The organism is Xenorhabdus bovienii, assembly GCF_024721015.1.
Classification (GTDB): domain Bacteria; phylum Pseudomonadota; class Gammaproteobacteria; order Enterobacterales; family Enterobacteriaceae; genus Xenorhabdus; species Xenorhabdus bovienii.
The window spans coordinates 39,311-60,184 of record NZ_JANAIF010000023.1 but is presented as its reverse complement, the minus strand read 5'-3'; the positions used below and the strand labels follow the sequence as shown (position 1 = coordinate 60,184).

Annotated in this window: 2 protein-coding genes; both read right to left on the bottom strand. The window is 52.7% G+C overall.

The features are described 5' to 3' along the window. Nucleotides 1–160: 160 nt before the first annotated feature. The gene (locus NXS07_RS08310; protein WP_258086537.1) at nt 161–10,897 is read right to left on the bottom strand and encodes a non-ribosomal peptide synthetase; all 10,737 of its coding nucleotides are present in this window, start codon (nt 10,895–10,897) and stop codon (nt 161–163) included. Beyond that, nucleotides 10,894–20,844 (bottom strand): non-ribosomal peptide synthetase, encoded by a 9,951-nt coding sequence (locus NXS07_RS08305; RefSeq protein WP_258086536.1) that lies wholly within the window; start codon nt 20,842–20,844, stop codon nt 10,894–10,896. Before NXS07_RS08305 ends, NXS07_RS08310 begins: the two co-directional genes overlap by 4 nt. Nucleotides 20,845–20,874 lie beyond the last annotated feature (30 nt).

Below are 20,874 nucleotides of genomic sequence, written 5' to 3'. Positions count from 1 at the left end.
TTTATATTTATATTTATATTTATATTATGTAATGCAATAGATCATGGGTTGTTTTATTTTAAGCGTTTGAGATTTTATATTTTTTCCTCAGCAACTAAATCTCTTATTAGAGAGGCAGATAAAAAAAAGCGTCCGCTTTCGCGAACGCTCTTTAAATCGATTAATATCCTCTCGGGGTCGTCATGGCTGAAAGTAATGCCTTTCCGACATCTTGGATGTGGGGCGGCTCCATGATGGATTCATGAGAACCGTTGATCGGAACGACAGTTAGCCGTTCTTTCGGTATAACGGCTTCCCAGCCAAGGGCGTGACTACTCTGATCATTGTCTTCCGTTGCCCTGAATAGGGTGACGTCAACCGTGGCTGTCGATGGAATATAGTGATAAGCAGCGACAGAAATGTTGTGATAAAGGTGTAGTTGATGCCTGATATTCTCAGAAGCAGGGAATAAATCGTTCTGTTGAGCAAGCATCAATATCGCCTCGCAGTCATGGTTTTCCGCTAATCTCTGGATCTCATCATGCAGAGAGGCTGGCATATTTTCTGGCAGTACTTCAAGCAATGTGGCTGTTTCATTAAATGGCAGACCTGCTTGTTTTTCTTCCGGAGAGAATGCGTCCTGATAGCTGGCACCTGAATCAAATAGACCGACAAAATTGACGGTTTCGCCTTCAGCCATCAGTTGGCATGCCATTTCATACGCAATGGTTCCGCCAACTGACCATCCTGCCAGATCATAAGGTCCCTGTATCTGCGTCTGACGGAGACAGGCAACGTACTCTTTAGCGATTTCGCTGATGGTTAACCGGGCATTTTCTTCCCCGAAGGCATCACTGGCGATGATCCCATAAATTGACCGGTCTTTATCATCAATATAAGCGGTAAGATCGTAAGCATACTGAACGTCACCTCCCGCCGGATGAATGAAGAACAATGATGATTTTCCGTTTCCTTTACGGATTGTGACGATATTTTGCTGTTGAGCCAGAGGGGGACTCAATGGATTTTTCGCTTGAAGATAAGCGGCAAGTTCATTGATTGTCGGATGAATAAGCAGGTCGCGTATGGCGATATCCATGCCGAGCGCCTGACGTAAGCGCACGACAACTTGCAATGTCAATAAGGAGTGACCACCCAATTCGAAGAAGTGATCATGCCTTCCGACACGTTCAAGGCCGAGGCTTTCTTGCCAGACGTCAGCAATGATATTTTCTGTCTCTCCGACAGGTGCTTCATAACCGATTTGAGCAATGACCGCTGAGTCATCCGGTAATGGCAGCGCTTGACGATCCAATTTACCGTTTGGTGTCTGCGGGAATGAATCCAGCGCTACAAAGGCATTGGGAACCATGTAGCTGGCTAAACTGGCCTGTAAAGTTTCACGGAGTTTCTCCGGGTTCAGGGATGCCTCCGGCTGTAGTACCAGATAGGCGACCAGACGCTTATCATTGGCGGTATCTTCACGCACCATGACAACGGCTTCTTTGATATCGGAACAGGCGAGTAATCTGGCTTCAATCTCCCCTAATTCAATACGGAATCCGCGGATTTTGACCTGAAAATCATTACGGCCGAGATAGTCAATGTTGCCGTCAGGGAGCCAGCGTCCCAAGTCTCCCGTTTTATACATGCGTCTATCAGCTGGTGCCCTCGCTTCGTCACTGAATGGGTCATGGACAAAACGCTCTACCGTGAGATCCGGACGGTTAAAATAGCCACGCGTGACGCCAATACCGCCGATATGAATTTCACCGGCCACACCCATCGGAACGGGATGGCCGTGTTTATCAAGAATGTAGATCTGAGTATTGGCGATCGGACGACCAATCGTGATCTGGGGCGTGGTATAGCGGCTCTCTGGCTCCGTCTGAAGATTGCCGGAAGCCGTTGAGCAGATAGTGGTTTCTGTCGGCCCATACAGGTTCCACAATCCACTGACTTTTTCTTTTAAACGCTGTGCCAGTTCGTGAGGTAATGCTTCTCCTCCACTTGTCGCTTTGATCGCGGCACCTGTCCAGCCGGAATCAAGCAGCATGCGCCAGGTCGTAGGAGTCGCCTGCATGACTTTGATGTTGCGTGCGGCGATCAATTCCGCTAATTGCTCTGGATCTCTGGCGGTCAATGATGGCGCTATGACGCAGGTACTGCCGTTGCATAAGGGCAGATACAGCTCAAGTGCGGCAACGTCAAAGCCAATTGTGGTCGCGGTGAGCAGGGTATCATCGACAGAGATTTGCAGCCGGTCTTTCATTGATAGCAGCAGGTTTACTACCCCAATATGCTCAACCATGACCCCTTTGGGGCGTCCCGTCGAACCGGAGGTATACAGCACATAGGCCAGATTACGTGATGTAATACCTAAATCGGTGGCTGGCAGGTTGCACTCAGGTTGATGAATGATATTTGCCTGATATTCATCACTATCCAGTATCAATATTGGCGTATCAGTCTCAGACAAACGGGTTTGCAGGCTATGCTGAGTCAGTAATACGGTGGGCTGGCTGTCTGACAGCATATAAGACAGGCGTTCACTGGGGTATTCTGGATCGAGAGGGATATAACCCGCCCCGGCTTTCATGATTGCCAATAAACCGATGACCATCTCCAGACCACGTTCTACACAAATGGCGACCCGATCATCCGGACGTACCCCAAACGCAATCAGATAGTGTGCCAGTTGGTTGGCCCGACGGTTCAGTTCGTCGTAACTCAATTGATTGTCATCATAAATCAGCGCGGTTGCGGTAGGGGAGCGCTCTACTTGTTGTTCAATGAGCTGGTGGATCAGTTGATCCTGCGGGTAAGCCTCACGGGTGTTGTTGAATGTTCGCAGAAGCTGTGTACGTTCTTCCTGCGGCAGTATGTTGAGTTGCAGGCAGGTTTGTTCCGGCGAATTTTTCAGGCTTTCAACTAAACCCTGTAACACCGTGTTCATGAAGTTATTAATCCGCATGGGATCAAGTTCCGGAACACATTGTGCGACCAGTGTAAAGCCTTGCGCGGTGTCATCGACAGATAAACTCAGAGGATAGTTGGTGCGCTCATCGACATTTAACAATCCGATGCCTTCCCAGGCCGTGAGGGTTGTCTGCTGGGTATCATCCTGATTATGACGATAATTCAACAGGCTACTGAACAATGGCAGAGGCGGGGTAACTCCACTGCAATTTTGAGCCATTGCCAGCGGTGCCTGCTCATGCTCCAGTAATTCACTCAATAAGCGATAAGTTTGCTGGACGACCTGCTGTACATTGAAGGTACTCAGCTTGATCCGTATGGGTAATGTATTCATAAACATCCCCAGTGTCTGATCGGCGCCGGCAACACCCTGTAACCGTCCCAATAACACCGTACCGAAGACGACATCATCCCGTCCGCTGCATTGTGCCAATACCTGCGCCCAGGCGACGTGGAACAGTACTGCGGCACTGACTCCCTGCTGACGGGCACATTCCCGTAGTGTCTGCGCAAACGAAGCATCCAGATCGAATTCCGCTTCTATGATGTTGCTATCTTCACCATAGACTTCCTGTAAGCCAAAGGGCAGGGTGGGTTCATCCACATCGCCCAAAAGCTGGCGGAAATAGTCCTGATGTTTTTCAAGCGGTACGGCGCGAGTCTGGGCAATAAAGTTACGGTAGGGCAGTGACGACGGCAGATCGTCGCTCTGGCCTATCATGATTGCCTGCACTTCGTTAAATATCATCTCCAGCGACTGGTGATCACACACCAGATGGTGGTGCAGTAAAGCCAGAAGCCAGGTTTCACTCTGCGGATCTTTGGCAAGGCTGGCGGACATTAACGGCGCTTGGGTGATATCCATCCGTACCGAGCGGGGATCAATATGGCGACGCAGTTGCTGTTCGGCTTCTTCCTCCGGTGACAGGGTTAACTCTGTGACGGGGATCGGTGCCTGACGATAAACCACCTGTACCGGCTGCGGCAGGTCATCCCAGAGGATCGCACTGCGCAGAATATCGTGGCGGTGGAACACCTGTTGCAGCGCGAGTAAAAACGCATCCAGACGCTGGCGGCTGTCAAAGGTCATCAACAGGTTGTCCAGATAAGTATCGCCTTCCGTTTCCAGTAAATGGTGGAACAGAATGCCTTCCTGCAATGGCCCCAGCGGGTAGATATCCTGAATGTTACTGATCCCGCCGGAGACTTGGGTAACGATTTGGTCAATGTTGGTCTGCGTCAGTGCCACCAGCGGCAGCATCTCCGGTGTAATAATCTGGCAATCGTCGGTGATGAGATTCGGCGGTACGCTTATGCCGGCAGAGCCATCAGAATCTGACGCGGCCAGACGAACCGCCATCGCCGCCAATGTCGGCGAAGAGAAGACGCTACTGACATCTAGAGTCAGATTGCGTTGGCGCAGTTGTTCAATCAGGCTGACGACCAGCAGCGAATGCCCGCCCAATTCAAAGAAGTTGTCATGACGCCCGACTTGTTCCAGTCCCAGCAGGGTCTGCCAGACAGAGGCGAGTTGTTGTTCGGTTTCACCCTGAGGAGCCTGAAATTCACGGCTGACGGAGGCAGCGTGATCGGGTGCCGGCAAGGCCTTGCGATCCAGTTTGCCATTCGGGTTTAGAGGGAACGTATCCAGTATCACGAATGCGCTCGGCAGCATATATTCTGCCAGGTGAATACTCAATTGTTCGCGCAAATCGGCTGCATCCAACGTGACACCGGACTTTGGCACGAGGTAAGCCACCAGACGTTTATCGCCTGCGCCTTCTTCACGCGCCACCACCACGGCATCACTGACCCCCACACAGGCGGCTAACTGGTTTTCGATTTCACCCAGTTCAATGCGGAAGCCACGGATTTTGACCTGAAAATCATTGCGGCCGAGGTAGACAATGGTGCCATCTGGTCGCCAGCAGCCCAGATCGCCCGTCCGGTACATCCGCGCATGAGGTTGTTCACTGAATGGGTCGGACACAAAACGTTCTGCGGTGAGTTCAGGTCGGTTCAGATAGCCCCTGGCAACCCCTGCGCCACCAATATAGATTTCTCCGGTGACACCAATGGGGACGGGTTGTCCCCGCGTATCAAGAATATAAATGTAGGTATTGATAAGAGGATGGCCAATCGACAGGGTTTCCATGCCATAGGAAGCAGGGTTATCCAGTGTCAGGGCAGTGGCACTGACCGTCGTTTCCGTTGGCCCGTAAGTGTCGATCCAGCGGCAATGCCGGGTTTCCGGCATCGATTGCCAAGTGACGAAATGGCGGTGTTCGGCTTTTTCACCGCCGACCGTGACCGAACGCAGGTGGGAACTGAAACCACTGCGGCCGGCTTTCATCTCTTGTACCCACTGGTGCCAGAAGGCGGTGGGCAGATCGGCGACGCTGATTGCCTGCTCCTGCAAGAACTGACTGAAGGTAGCATCCGGTATGCGAATATGCGCCGGACGCAGGATCAGGGTTGCGCCAACGGCCAGCGTCGGGAAAATTTCAGACACGGCGGTATCAAATGAAACTGAGGCAAATTGCAGGACGCGGTCAGTGGATTTGAGCTCACTGTTCTGGCATTGGGCATAGGTGAAATTCACCACGTTATGGTGTTCAATCATCACCCCTTTGGGCAGACCGGTGGAGCCGGAGGTATAGATGATATAGGCCAGATGATGGGGATGCAGCCCCAACTGGCGTGGATCAGGGTTATCGGTCGGTTGCGGTGCCACGCTATTTAAATGGCGGGCTTCGTCCAGTTGCCAGACGGCCAGATCTTCTACCGGCAATCGTGCCTGCAAATGCTGCTGGGTGAGCAGTAATTTGGGCGCACTGTCTGACAGGATATAGGCCAGACGTTCGGCAGGGTATTCAGGGTCAAGCGGAACATAACCCGCCCCGGCTTTTAATATGCCGAGCATCCCAATCACCATGTCGAGATTGCGCTCAATACAAATCGCCACGCGGTCATCAGGCTGAACACCAAAAGCAATCAGGGCGTGAGCCAGTTGGTTGGCGCGCTGGTTCAATTTGGTGTAACTGAGAGAGTGATCTTCCCAGATTAAGGCAATCGCATCCGGTGTGTGCTCTACTTGCTGCTCAAATAACTGCGGTAGCAGCTTATCCTGCGGATAGGCCACTGCGGTATTGTTAAAGTCTGCTAGCAACTGAGAACGTTCTGCTGATGGCAGGATAGTCAAGGACTGGATACTTTGTTCAGGCTGATTTTGCAGCGCCGCCGCCAGCTCTTGCAGGGCAATATCCATATAAGCGTTAATGCGGGCAGGATCAATTTGCTGGCTGCATTGAGCGGTCAGCGCAAAACCGTCATCGAAGGCGTCCACATCCAGCGACAGAGGATAATTACTACGCTCTTTACCACTGAGGGTCTGGATACCTTCCCAGGCGAGTGACAGATCCTGCTCGTCATCATCTGCACTGTGACGGAAATTGAGCAGGCTGTTAAACAGGGGCAGGGAAACAGGAATCCCACTGCAACGCTGGGCAACCGCCAGTGGCGCCTGCTCATGTGCCAGTAACTGACTGAGTTGCTGATAAGTCTCCTGTACCGTTTGTTGAACACTGCGATCCTGCAAGATGACACGAACGGGTAAGGTATTGATAAACATACCCAGTATTCGGGTCGTATCCTCACCGCCCTGTAACCGTCCCAATAACACCGTACCGAAGACCACATCTTCCCGATTACTGCATTGCGCCAGCACTTGTGCCCAAGCGACATGGAACAGGACGGCGGCGCTGACTCCCTGCTGACGGGCGCAGTCTTGTATCCTCTGCGCCAGTTCGTCATCCAGTGTTAAAACGGCTTCTGCGATCTCATTATTACTTGCCTGAACATCCAGTAAACCAAAGGGCAGAGTGGGTTCATCAACATCACCTAGCAACTGTTGAAAATAAGCCTGATGTTTTTCAACGGGAACGCTTCGGGTCTGAGCGATGAAATTGCGGTAGGGCAACGCGGGCTGTAAATGGTCACCTTGTCCCAGCAGCAATGTCTGGACTTCATTAAATATCAGCTCCAGTGACAGGTGATCACACACCAGATGATGGTGCAGCAAGGACAGCAGCCAGGTTTCGCTATGCGGATCTTTGGCAATATTGGCTGACATTAACGGCGCTTGGGTGATATCCATCCGTATGGAGCGGGAATCAGTATGGCGGCGTAATTGCTGTTCAGCGTCTTCCTCTGGTGACAGGGCTAACACTATCACAGGAAGAGGAGCCTGATGGTAAACTACCTGTACCGGCTCCGGCTGCCCATGCCAGTGGACGGCGCTACGCAGGATATCATGACGATCGATCACCTGTTGCAGCGCCAGCAGAAACGCATCCAGCCGTTGGCGGCTGTCAAAGGTCATAAGCTGGCTGTCGAGATAGGTGTCTCCCGTTGTTTCCAGCATATGGTGGAACAGAATGCCTTCCTGCAATGGCCCCAGCGGGTAAATATCCTGAATGTTGGCCGCCCCGCCGCTGACTCGGGTAACAAGCTGGTCAATATTGTCCTGTGTCAGTGTGACCAGTGGCAACATCTCCGGCGTGATGGCTTGGCAATCGTCCGGGATCAGGTTCGGGGGAACGGCCTGCGTACGGGTATCAGATGCGGCATCATCGGTTAAATGTGCGGCCATAGCGGCTAGCGTCGGGGCTGAGAAAACCGCACTGACACTCACGGCGAGACCGCGTTGGCGCAGTTGTTCGATCAGGCTGACGACCAGCAGTGAATGCCCGCCTAGTTCAAAGAAGTTGTCTTGACGTCCAATCTGCTCTAACCCCAACAGATTTTGCCAAACCGCGGCCAGTTGCTGCTCGGTTTCCCCTTGAGGTGCCTGATATTCACGGCTGATTATGGCGGTACGATCTGGCACCGGCAGCGCTTTACGATCCAGTTTTCCGTTCGGGTTCAGTGGGAAGGCATCTAATATCACGAATGCACTCGGCAGCATATATTCAGCCAAGTGGGTGCTCAGTTGTTCGCGCAGGCTGGCGGCATCCAATGTGACATCAGACTTCGGCACGATGTACGCCACCAGACGTTTATCGCCTGCACCTTCTTCACGCGCCACCACCACGGCATCACTGACACCGGAACAGTCGGCCAATTGCGCTTCGATTTCCCCCAGTTCAATACGGAATCCGCGGATCTTAACCTGAAAGTCATTGCGGCCGAGATAAACAATTGTGCCATCCGGTTGCCAGCAGCCCAGATCGCCCGTCCGGTACATGCGGGCATGGGGCTGTTCACTGAATGGGTCGGACACAAAACGCTCGGCGGTGAGTTCAGGCTGGTTCAGATAACCCCGGGCTACACCTGCGCCGCCAATATAGATTTCTCCGGCGACACCAATCGGTACGGGTTGCCCCTGTGTATCAAGAATATAGATTCGGGTATTGGCAATCGGGCGGCCAATCGACAAGGTTTCCGCCGCACAGAAAGAACGGGCGGCATGGCTGTTTAGTGTCAGCGCAGTGGCAATGACGGTAGTTTCCGTTGGCCCGTAGGTGTCGAGCCAGCGGCAATTCTGGGTTTCCGGCATCGACTGCCAGGTGACGAAATGACGGTGTTCGGCTTTTTCGCCGCCGACCGTGACTGAACGCAGATGGGAACTGAAACCACTGCGGCCGGCTTTCATCTCCTGTACCCACTGGTGCCAGAAGGCGGTGGGCAGTTCTGCGATGCTGATCCTCTGTTCCTGCAAGAAATGACCGAAGGTGGCATCGGGTATACGAATATGCGCCGGACGCAGGATTAAGGTCGCACCGACTGACAACGTCGGGAAAACTTCAGAGACGGCTGTATCAAAGGAAACCGAGGAAAATTGGAGAACGCGATCCGTGGATTTGAGTTCATTGATCTGGCATTGGGAATGGACAAAATTCACCACGTTGCGGTGCTCAATCATCACGCCTTTGGGCTGCCCCGTGGAGCCAGAGGTATAGATAATATAGGCCAGATGATGTGGCAGTAACCCTGCTTGGCACAGTTCAGGGTTGTGTGTCGGTTGCTGTGCCACGGCATTTAAATAGCCGGCATCGTCCAGTCGCCAGACGGGCAGGCCGTCTACCGCTAATCGTGCCTGCAAATGCTGTTGAGTAAGCAGTAATTTTGGTGCACTGTCTGATAGGATATAGGCCAGCCGCTCGGCAGGGTATTCGGTATCCAGCGGAATATAACCCGCCCCGGCTTTTAATATGCCCAGCATCCCAATGATCATGTCGGGGCTACGCTCGGCACAAATCGCCACGCGGTCATCGGGCTGAACGCCAAAGTCAATCAGGGCGTGAGCCAGTTGGTTGGCGCGCTGGTTCAGTTCGGCGTAGCTGAGTTGAGTGTCTTCCCAGATTAAGGCAATAGCATCCGGTGTACGCTCGACCTGTTGCTCAACCATCTGATGGAGCAGAATATCTTTCGGATAGGCCACGGTAGTTTCGTTAAAATCCACCAATAGCCGGGTACGCTCTTGTGACATCAAGAGTGGCAGCTCTTCCACCCGCAGCGTGTCATCCGCTGTCATGGCGGTGAGCAGGGTGGTCAGGTAACCAACCATGCGCTCAATGCTGGAAGAGTCAAAAAGATCGCGGGCGTATTCCAGTGCGCCCACCAATCCGTTTTCGCTATCATTCAGGGATAACGACAGGTCGAAGTGTGAGCTGTTTTCAGGTAGATCCAGCTCACTGATCGTCAGCCCCGGTAGTTCAACGTTTTGTTGCCCCGGCGTATTTTCCTGAGACAGCATGACCTGAAAGATCGGGCTATGGCTCAGGCTGCGCGGGGGTTTTAACGCTTCAACTAACTGTTCGAATGGCAGATCCTGATGCACGTAAGCATTCAGGGTATGGGCTTTCACCTGTGCCAATAGCTCACTGACGGTTGGGTTGTCATGCAACTGTACCCGCAGCGCTAACGTATTGACAAAGAAACCGAGCAAAGGCTCCAGTTCACGATGCTGGCGATTTGCGACGGGCGTGCCTATTACCAGATCCTTCTGTCCACTGATGCGGGAGAGTAACACTGCCCAGCCCGCCAACAGGGTCATAAATAAGGTTGTCCCATGACGTTGGCCGAGTGTTTTTAATTGTGCATTCAGCGTCGCAGGGAACGTGATCTCAACGCTTCCACCAGCATAACTCTGCTGTGGCGGCCGGGGTCTGTCTGTGGGGAGTGTTAAGAGCGCAGGGGCATCCTGTAGTGCATTGCACCAGTAATCCAATTGTTTTTCCAGCACTTCGCCTTGCAGCCATTGCCGTTGCCAGAGCGCATAGTCGGCATACTGGAGCGTCAATGGCGGTAATGGGTTTGCCAGACCCTGATCGAAAGTGTGGTAAAGCGTCGAGAGTTCCTGCATCAACACATTGATTGACCAGCCATCGGAGATAATGTGATGCTGAGTTAACAGCAGGATATGGCTATCCTGCGAGAGCTTGAGTAATCGTCCCCGTATCAACGGGCCATGTTCAAAATCAAAGGGATGGCTCGCTTCAGACTGCGTATATTCTTCGACAGTGGTTTGTTGTTCTGCTTCAGGCAACTGACTGAGATCCTGAATGGTTAAAGCAAAGCCGCAGTCTGCATCGCCAATGATTTGCTGTGCTTTCCCCTCGACCAGCGCAATGGTGGTTCGCAAAATTTCATGGCGTGCCACCAGGCTATCCAGCGTGGCCTGTAATGCGCTTTGGTTCATCTGGCCTTGCAGATGAAGGCCAGCCGGTATGTGATACGCCGTCTGTGCGGCGGGATCCAATTGAGCAAGGAACCATAGGCGCTGCTGCGCCCAGGATAGCGGTAACGCCTGTTGTGGGTCAGTTCTGGGCTGGATCTGATATTTTTCAGTACTCAGGCTATTTTGGATGCGTTCTTTAATTTTTTTCTGGAGCACTGCCTGCCGTAATTTATCCAGAGTTTGTTCATTGATGTTCATTGTTGATCTCCATTTAACATGGCAAGCAACTCTTCTTCAGACAGGTTCTCCAACTCTTTTTGTACCGACTCTATATCTTGGGCGAAAAAGGTTTCAATTTGTCTTGATAGAATAAGTTCAGCAAGTTTATACAGTGTTGAGTGATGAAAAATGTCTGCAATAGGAATTTCAAGGTGGAATTCTTCACGCAGGTGAGTGGATAACCGCATGATGGATAATGAATTCCCGCCTAACTCAAAGAAGTTATCATGGCGCCCAACCTGCTCTAGTCCCAGCAGGGTCTGCCAGATAGCGGCCAGTTGCGGTTCAATTTCACCTTGAGGGGCTTCATATTCATGGCTGGTGCTGGCGGAACGACCGGGTGCCGGCAGGGCTTTGCGATCCAGTTTTCCACTCGGCGTCAGCGGGAAGGCATCCAGTATCACGAACGCACTCGGCAGCATATATTCCGTCAGGTGCGTGCTCAGTTGTTCACGCAGGCTGGCTGCGTCCAAAGACGCATCGGGTTGCGGGATCACATAAGCCACCAGACGCTTATCACCGGCATCCTCTTCACGCGCCACCACCACGGCATCCTTGACACCCAGGCAGGCGGCCAGTTGGGTTTCGATTTCACCCAGTTCAATGCGGAAGCCACGGAGCTTGACCTGAAAGTCATTGCGGCCGAGATAGACTATCGTGCCATCCGGTTGCCAGCAGCCCAGATCGCCTGTCCGGTACATCCGCGCATTGGGTTGCTCACTGTAGGGATCGGATACAAAACGTTCGGTGGTGAGTTCAGGCCGGTTCAGGTAACCTCGGGCAACCCCCGCGCCGCCAATGTAGATTTCTCCGGTGACGCCGGTGGGTACAGGCTGCCCCCGCGTGTCGAGAATATAGATCCGGGTATTAGCAATCGGGCGGCCAATCGACAACGTTTCCATCGCACGGGAAGCATCGGCGGTCGGGTTGTCCAGTGCCAGCGCCGTGGTGATAACGGTCGTTTCGGTTGGCCCGTAGGAGTCGATCCAGCGGCAATTCCGGGTTTCCGGCATCGATTGCCAAGTGAGGTAATGACGCAGTTCGGCTTTTTCACCGCCGACCGTGACCGAACGCAGCAGGGAACTGAAACCACTGCGGCCGGCTTTCATCTCCTGTACCCACTGGTGCCAGAAGGCGGTGGGCAGATCCACGATACTGATCGCCTGCTCCCGCAGGAAATCACTAAAGGTGGTATCCGGTACTTGAATATGCGCCGGTCGCAGGATTAAGGTCGCGCCGACGGCCAATGTGGGGAAAATCTCAGACACGGCAGTATCAAACGAAACCGAGGCAAATTGCAGGACGCGGTCAGTGGATTTGAGTTCACTGACCTGACACTGGGCATAGGTGAAATTCACCACGTTGCGGTGCTCAATCATCACGCCTTTAGGCAGTCCGGTGGAGCCGGAGGTATAGATGATATAGGCCAGATGATGCGGCTGTAGCTCCAGTCGGCGTGAGTCAGGGTTATCGGTCGGTTGCTGTGCCACGGTACTTAAATGGTCGGCATCGTCCAGTCGCCAGACGGGGAGATCCTCTACGGCTAATCGCCCCTGCAAATGCTGCTGAGTGAGCAGTAATTTCGGCGCACTGTCTGACAGGATATAGGCCAGACGTTCGGCAGGGTAGGCCGGATCGAGCGGAACGTAACCTGCACCGGCTTTTAATATGCCCAGCATACTAATCACCATGTCAAGATTGCGTTCGATACAGATCGCCACCCGATCATCGGGCTGAACGCCGGACGAAATCAGGTGATGTGCCAGTTGGTTAGCGCGCTGGTTCAGTTCGGTGTAGCTGAGCTGAGTGCCTTCCCAGATTAAGGCAATGGCCTCCGGTGTGCGTTCCGCTTGCTGTTCGAATGGCTGGTGGAGCAGGACATTTTGCGGATAGGAAGCCGCCGTATTGTTAAAGTCCACCAGTAACCGAGTGCGTTCATCTGGCGGCAGGACGGCGAGAGATTGAATACTCTGTTCAGAGACGTTTTGCAGTGCGGCCACCAGCTCTCTCAGCACGGTATCCATAAAAGTGTTAATGCGTGCCGGATCAACCTGTCGGTTACACTGGGCGGTCAGGGCAAAGCCATCATCGAAGTCATCCACATCCAGCGACAGAGGATAATTACTGCGTTCTTCACCGCTGAGGATCTGAATACCTTCCCAAGCTGGTGATGCAGACTGTTTATCGTCACGCTGGCTATGGCGGAAATTAAGCAGGCTGTTAAAGAGAGGTTGAGGCGCCTGCACACGGCTGCAACGCTGGGCGATGGCCAGCGGGGTCTGTTCGTGTTCCAGCAATAAACTTAACTGCTGGTAAGTTTCCTGAACGGTTTGTCGCACCGTGCGTTCCTGCAATAAAACGCGCACAGGCAAGGTATTGATAAACATACCGAGGACTTGATCGGCACCTGAGCCTCCCTGTAATCTTCCCAGTAATACCGTACCGAAAACGACATCATCCCGTCCGCTGCATTGCGCCACTACCTGCGCCCAAGCGACGTGGAACAATACCGCCGCACTGACGCCCTGCTGACGGGCGCAGTCACGTATTTTTCGGGCCAGTTCGTTATCTAAAGTGAAGTTGGCTTCTGCTATTTCACTCTGTTCATCAGAGTTGCCTTGTATATCGAGTAAACCAAAGGGCAGGGTAGGTTCATCGATATCACCCAAGAGCTGGTGGAAGTAGTCCTGATGTTTTTCAAGCGGCACGGTGCGGGTCTGGGCGATAAAGTTGCGGTAAGGCAACGATGGTGCCAACGAGTCATCCTGTCCCAGTAGCATTGCCTGCACTTCGTTAAATATCATCTCCAGCGACAGGTGATCACACACCAGATGGTGGTGCAGTAAAGCCAGAAACCAGGTTTCACTATGCGGATCTTTGGCAAGCTTGATAGACAATAACGGGGCTTGAGTCAGATCCATCCGTACCGAGCGAGAATCGGTAGCATCGCGCAACTGCTGTTCGGCATCGTGTTCCGGCGACAGCGTCAGCTCGGCAATGGGAAGAGGGGCTTGACGATGAACCACGTGTACCGGCTCCGGCAGGCCGTTCCAGTGAACCGCACTGCGCAGGATATCGTGACGGTTGATAACCTGTTGTAGTGCCAGCAAAAACGTGTCCAGACGCGGGCGGCTGTCAAAGGTCATCAGCTGGTTGTCGAGATAGGTGTCACCGGTTGTTTCCAGTAAATGGTGGAACAGAATGCCTTCCTGCAATGGCCCCAACGGATAGATATCCTGAATATTGGAGACACCTCCGGGAATTTGGGCGACGATCTGGTCAATGTTATCCTGTGTCAGTGCCACCAGTGGCAGCATCTCCGGTGTAATGGACTGACAACCGTCGGTGATGAGATTCGGCGGCACGTTTTGTACGCTAGTGCCAGTAGCACCATCAGACGTTTTCACTATCAGACGCGCCGCCATCGCCGCCAGTGTTGGCGAAGAAAAGACGGCGCTGACATCCAGATTCAGACTGCTTTGGCGCAGTTGTTCAATCAGGCTGACCACCAGCAGGGAATGCCCACCCAATTCAAAGAAATTGTCCTGACGCCCGACCTGTTCCAGCCCCAGCAAGGTTTGCCAGATAACGGCCAGTTGCTGCTCCATCTCTCCCTGAGGAGCTTGATATTCACGGCTGACGGTGGCGGCGTGGTCGGGTGCGGGCAGCGCCTTGCGATCCAGTTTGCCGTTCGGGTTCAGCGGGAAGGCATCCAGTATCACGAATGCACTCGGCAACATATATTCAGCCAAGTGGGTGCTCAGTTGTTCGCGCAGGCTGGCGGCATCCAGTGTGACATCGGACTTCGGTACGAGGTACGCCACCAGACGTTTATCGCCGCTGCCCTCTTCACGTGCCACCACCACGGCATCACTGACCCCTGTACAGGCGGCCAACTGAGACTCAATTTCGCCCAGTTCAATGCGAAAGCCGCGGATCTTGACCTGAAAATCATTGCGGCCGAGGTAGACAATTGTGCCATCCGGTCGCCAGCAGCCCAGATCGCCCGTCCGGTACATCCGTGCATGGGGTTGTTCACGGAATGGGTCGGACACAAAACGCTCGGCGGTGAGTTCAGGGCGGTTCAGATAACCCCGGGCAACGCCTGCGCCACCAATGTAGATTTCTCCGGTGACACCGATGGGGACGGGCTGCCCCTGTGTATCAAGAATATAAACGTGGGTATTGATCAGGGGACGGCCAATCGACAAGGATTCTGTTACATAGGAAGCAGGGCCATCCAGTGTCAGCGCAGTGGCACTGACCGTCGTTTCCGTTGGCCCGTAAGTATCGATCCAGCGGCAGTGCCGGGTTTCCGGCATTGATTGCCAAGTGACGAAATGACGGTGTTCGGCTTTCTCACCGCCGACCGTGACCGAACGTACATGGGAGCTGAAACCACTGCGGCCGGCTTTCATCTCCTGTACCCACTGGTGCCAGAAGGCGGTGGGCAGATCGATGACGCTGATCGCCTGCTCCTGCAAGAAATGACTAAAAGTGGCATCCGGGATGCGAATATGCGCCGGACGCAGGATTAAAGTCGCCCCGACTGACAACGTCGGGAAAATTTCAGACACGGCGGTATCAAATGAAACTGACGCAAATTGCAGAACGCGGTCAGTGGATTTGAGTTCACTGGTCTGGCATTGGGAGTAGGTGAAATTCACGACGTTGTGATGTTCAATCATCACCCCTTTGGGCAGACCCGTAGAGCCGGAGGTATAGATGATATAGGCCAGATGATGCGGAAAGAGCCCCAACTGGCGTGGATCAGGGTTATCGGTCGGTTGCTGTGCCACGCTATTTAAATGGCCAGTATCGTCCAGTTGCCAGACCGGGAGTTTCTCTACCGGCAATTGTGCCTGCAAATGCTGTTGGGTGAGCAGTAATTTTGGCGCACTGTCTGACAGGATATAGGCCAGCCGCTCGGCAGGGTATTCCGGGTCGAGCGGAACATAACCGGCACCGGCTTTGAGTATGCCCAGCATCCCAATCACCATGTTGAGATTACGCTCGATACAAATTGCCACGCGGTCATCGGGCTGAACGCCAAAGGCAATCAGGGCGTGAGCCAGTTGGTTGGCGCGCTGGTTCAGTTCGGCATAACTGAGTTGAGCGTCTTCCCAGATTAGGGCAATGGCATCAGGTGTGTGCTCTACCTGTTGTTCAAATAACTGCGACAGCAGTTTGTCCTGCGGATAGGTGACGGCGGTATCGTTAAAGTCGGTCAGTAATTGAGTGCGTTCATGTGGCATTAATAGTGGCAGATCTGCGACTCGCAGGTTGTCATCAGCGACCATCGCCGCCAGCAGGTTTTGCAGATAACCCGCCATGCGCTCGATACTGGAACGTTCAAAAAGATCGCTGGCATATTCCAACTCACATGTCAGACTATTTTCGGTGTCACTCAGTGCCAGAGTGAGATCAAAATGGGCACTATTTCTGGTCAGCGCCAGCGGATTGAGGCTCAATTCCGCCAATTCGAAACTTTGTTTACTGGATGTATTATCTAAAGCCAACATGACTTGGAAAATCGGACTGTGACTTAAACTGCGTGGCGGTTGTAGCACTTCGACTAATTGTTCAAATGGCAGATCCTGATGGGCGTAGGCTTCCAGCGCATGAGCCTTCACTCTTGCCAATAATGCGCTGACGGTCGGGTTATCTTCTAACTTGATTCTCAGGGCCAGTGTATTGGCGAAGAAGCCGATTAAAGGCTCCAACTCGCTGTACTGGCGGTTGGCGACGGGAGTACCAATCACTAAATCGGGCTGACCACTTAACCGTGACAGCAAAATTCCCCAGCCGGCCAGTAATGTCATGAACAACGTCGCACCGTGGCGCTGGCTCAATGCCCTTAACCCTGAATTTAATTCCGGCGATAAAGTGAACGTGACCTGATCACCATGATAACTCTGTACTGACGGGCGGACTTTATCAGTAGGCAGTTCTAATAAGGTGGGGGCATCTTGTAACTCATTGCGCCAGTAACTCAACTGTTTTTCCAGCCTTTCGCCTTGCAGCCATTGCCGTTGCCAAACCGCATAGTCGGCATATTGAATGGCTAATGCAGGCAATGGATCAGCTTGCCCCTGACCGAAGGCTTGGTACAGCGCAGAAAGTTCGTTCATCAATACATTAAGCGACCAGCCATCGGAAATAATGTGATGTTGGGTCAATAGCAGAACATGTTGCTGCTCGCCGAGTTTAAGCAGTTGAGCGCGGATTAACGGCCCTTGCGCAAAATCGAAAGGATGGCTGGCTTCAAATTGGGCGCATTCCTCAATGGTTGCCTGCTGCGCTGATGAAGATAACTGACTAAGATCCCGGACAGTTAAAGAAAAACCGCAATCTGCATCACCAATGACTTGCCGGGCTTTCCCTTCGGCCTGCACGATGGTGGTGCGTAGAATTTCATGACGGGCAACGATGCGATCCAACGCGGCTTTAAGCGCGTTCTGGTTCAGGTGGCCTTGCAGGTGCAGCCCGCCCGACATGTTGTATGCCGTCTGGGCGGCGGGATCTAACTGAGCCAAAAACCAGAGACGTTGCTGTGTCCAGGATAGGGGTAATGCTTGCTCACGGTTGGCGGGTAAGATCATCGGTTGTGTTGACTGGGTCGCTGTCACCAATGATTGCGCTAAGTCCGCTAATACCGGTTGAGTAAACAGATCCTGCAACGTTATTTCAATATTCAGAGACTGACGCAAACGGGATGCGACCTGGACGGTTAATAAAGAATGTCCACCCAGTTCAAAGAAACTGTCATAGCGGCCGATTCGCTCCAATCCCAATAAATTTTGCCAGATAGCGGCCAGTTGTTGCTCGATTTCACCCTGAGGTTCAGCATATTCGCGGCTGACGCTGGCCGAACGATCCGGAGCGGGCAGGGCCGGGCGGTCTATCTTACCGTTCTGATTTAACGGGAAGGCTTCCAGTGTAACAAAGGCACTTGGCAGCATGTAATCTGCCAGATTGACACTGAGTTGTTCACGCAGGCTGGCCGCGTTCAGAATTGCACCAGACTGTGGGATTAAGTAAGCAACCAGACGTTTATCGCCGTTGTCATCTTCTCTGACGATGACAACGGCATCTTTGACGCCCGCGCAGGTTGCCAGTTGAGCTTCTATCTCACCCAACTCAATGCGGAAGCCGCGAATTTTGACCTGAAAGTCATTGCGACCCGAATAGCTGATGGTGCCATCCGGTAGCCAGCGTCCTAAATCGCCGGTTTTGTACATACGGGCGCCGGGGATGTCACTGAAGGGATCTTGAATAAAACGTTCTGCTGTCAGCTCAGACCGGTTCAGATACCCGCGCGCAACCCCGCTGCCACTGATATGAATTTCGCCATTTACGCCAATCGGGACGGGTTGACCGCGTTGATCCAGAATATAGATCCGGGTATTGGCGATAGGCCGGCCTATCGGGATATCTTCATAGGTGCAGAGATTTTCTTTATCGATAACGATCGAGGTTGCATTGACGGTGGTTTCTGTCGGGCCATAGGTATTGAGCCAGCGGCATTTTTGTGTGCCAGGACTGGATAGCCACGTGACCAGATGGCGGTGCTCGGCTTTTTCTCCTCCGGCCGCGACGGAACGTAATTGCTCAGGAGGCCAGCTATAACCGGCGCTGATTTCTTGTGCCCACAGGTGCCAGAAAGCGGTGGGCAAATCGACAACTGTGATGCCCTGATTTTGCAGAAAGGTAATAAATTCCGTATCCGGCACCTTGATATGGTCTGGCCGCAAAACGACCGTTGCCCCTATAGCAAATGTCGGGAAAATTTCAGCAACAGAGTTATCAAATCCGAAAGAGGCAAATTGCAGTACGCAATCATGCGGTGTCAATTTTGACATCTGGAACTGAGAATGGATTAAGTGCACCACATTCTGGTGTTCGATCATGACGCCTTTAGGCAGGCCAGTCGAACCGGAGGTGTATAACACATAAGCCAGATTCTGTGAGGTCAGCCCTAGCTGAGACGCGTCGATATTGTCTTTTGGCTGACTGGCGATACAGGTTTGATGTTCTTCACTATCCAGTGCCCATACCGGTATGTTTGTGACAGGCAGGCGGGCTTTCAGGTGCTGCTGAGTGAGCATTAATACTGGCTGACTGTCAGACAGCATATAAGCCAGCCGTTCAGTCGGGTGATTGGGGTCCAGCGGAATGTAACTGGCGCCCGCCTTCAAAATCCCTACGAGGCCGATGACCATATCCAGACTGCGCTCGGCACAAATTGCGACGCGATCATCCGGATGGACTCCCGATGCCATTATGCTGTGTGCCAGTTGATTGGCTCGCTGATTCAGCTCGGAGTAACTCAGTTGAGTTTCTCCCCAGACCAGGGCAATTTTATCAGGAGTGCGCTCCACCTGTTGTTCGAACAACTGATGGATCAGAGCATTTTTTGGATATGGAATGGCGGTATCGTTAAAGTTCGCCAATAACTGAGTGCGTTGTGAAGAGGTCAGCAGGGGAAGATCGTCTACCCGCAGGCTGTCATCGGCCACCATAGCTGACAGGATGGTTTGCAGGTAACCGACCATCCGCTCAATGCTGGCATGTTCAAAAAGATCACTGGCATATTCCAGATCACCGACTAAACTTTGCTCAGTATCATTCAGTGTTAAGGTCAGGTCAAAATAGGCACTGTCTCGGGTTCGTGGCAGTTCATGCAGATGCAGCCCATCCAGCTCGAAATATTGCTGTCCCGGCGTATTATCCAGAGCCAGCATCACTTGAAAAATAGGACTATGGCCCAAGCTACGCGGCGGTTTTAACGCCTCAACTAATTGCTCGAATGGCAGATCCTGATGTGCATAAGCCCCCAGAGCATGATTTTTCACCCGTGCCAACAGCTCGCTGACGCTGGGGTTGTCACCCAGTTGGATCCGTAACGCTAACGTATTGACAAAAAAGCCTATTAGCGGCTCCAGCTCATGCCGTTGGCGATTCGCGACGGGAGAGCCTATCACCAGATCGTGTTGTCCGCTGATACGGGAAAGTAATACCGCCCATCCGGCCAATAAGGTCATAAATAAGGTAATGCCGTGACGCTGACTGAATGCCTTTAACTCGGTACTCAATGCAGGCGGCAGTGTTATATCGACCCGGCTTCCGGCATAACTCTGTTGGGTTGGACGCGGTTTGTCGGTGGGTAACTCTAAAATCACCGGTGCGCCCTGCAATTCACTGCGCCAGTAGTCTAACTGTTTTTCCAGCACGTCACCCTGTAACCATTGCCGCTGCCAGAGCGCATAGTCAGCATACTGGAGTGTCAAGGCGGGTAATGGTTCGGCCTGATCCTGACAGAAGGCCTGATAAAGCGTGGAAAGTTCCTGCATCAAGATATTGACCGACCAGCCATCGGAGATGATGTGATGCTGAGTTAATAACAGAACATGGCTCTCTTCTGCCAGACGGAGCAGTCGCCCCCTAATCAAAGGCCCCTGAGTAAAATCGAAGGGAAGGAGGGCTTCACGCTGGGCGCATTCTTCTACAGCCGCCTGCTGTTCTGTGCTGGGTAACGGGCTGAGATCTTGTACAGATAACGCAAAACCACTATCGGCACTGCCAATGATTTGTTGGGGCTGTCCTTCGACGTCCACGATGGTGGTACGCAGAATTTCATGACGTGCCACAATCTGATCCAGCGCGGCTTTAAGCGCGTTCTGATTCAGGTGACCTTGCAGGTTCAGCCCTGCCGACATGTGGTATGCCGTTTGTGCCGCGGGATCTAATTGCGTTAAAAACCAGAGGCGCTGTTGCGCCCAGGACAATGGCACATTCCCATCACGGGGTTGTGCATGGATTTCTGTTTTTTGTGTCTGCTGACGAGTTAGTTTTGCTGCTTTAGCTAACTCAAGTAGTCTTTTACGTTCTGCTAATGGTAAAGATATTAATTCATTATCATTCATTTTTTAAGTACCATTCAAAGCCAGTTAAAA

What these genes read in the sequence shown, in the direction of transcription:
- NXS07_RS08305 (WP_258086536.1), bottom strand. Translation starts at nt 20,844, where the DNA reads ATGAATGATAATGAATTAATATCTTTACCATTAGCAGAACGTAAAAGA.
- NXS07_RS08310 (WP_258086537.1), bottom strand. Translation starts at nt 10,897, where the DNA reads ATGAACATCAATGAACAAACTCTGGATAAATTACGGCAGGCAGTGCTC.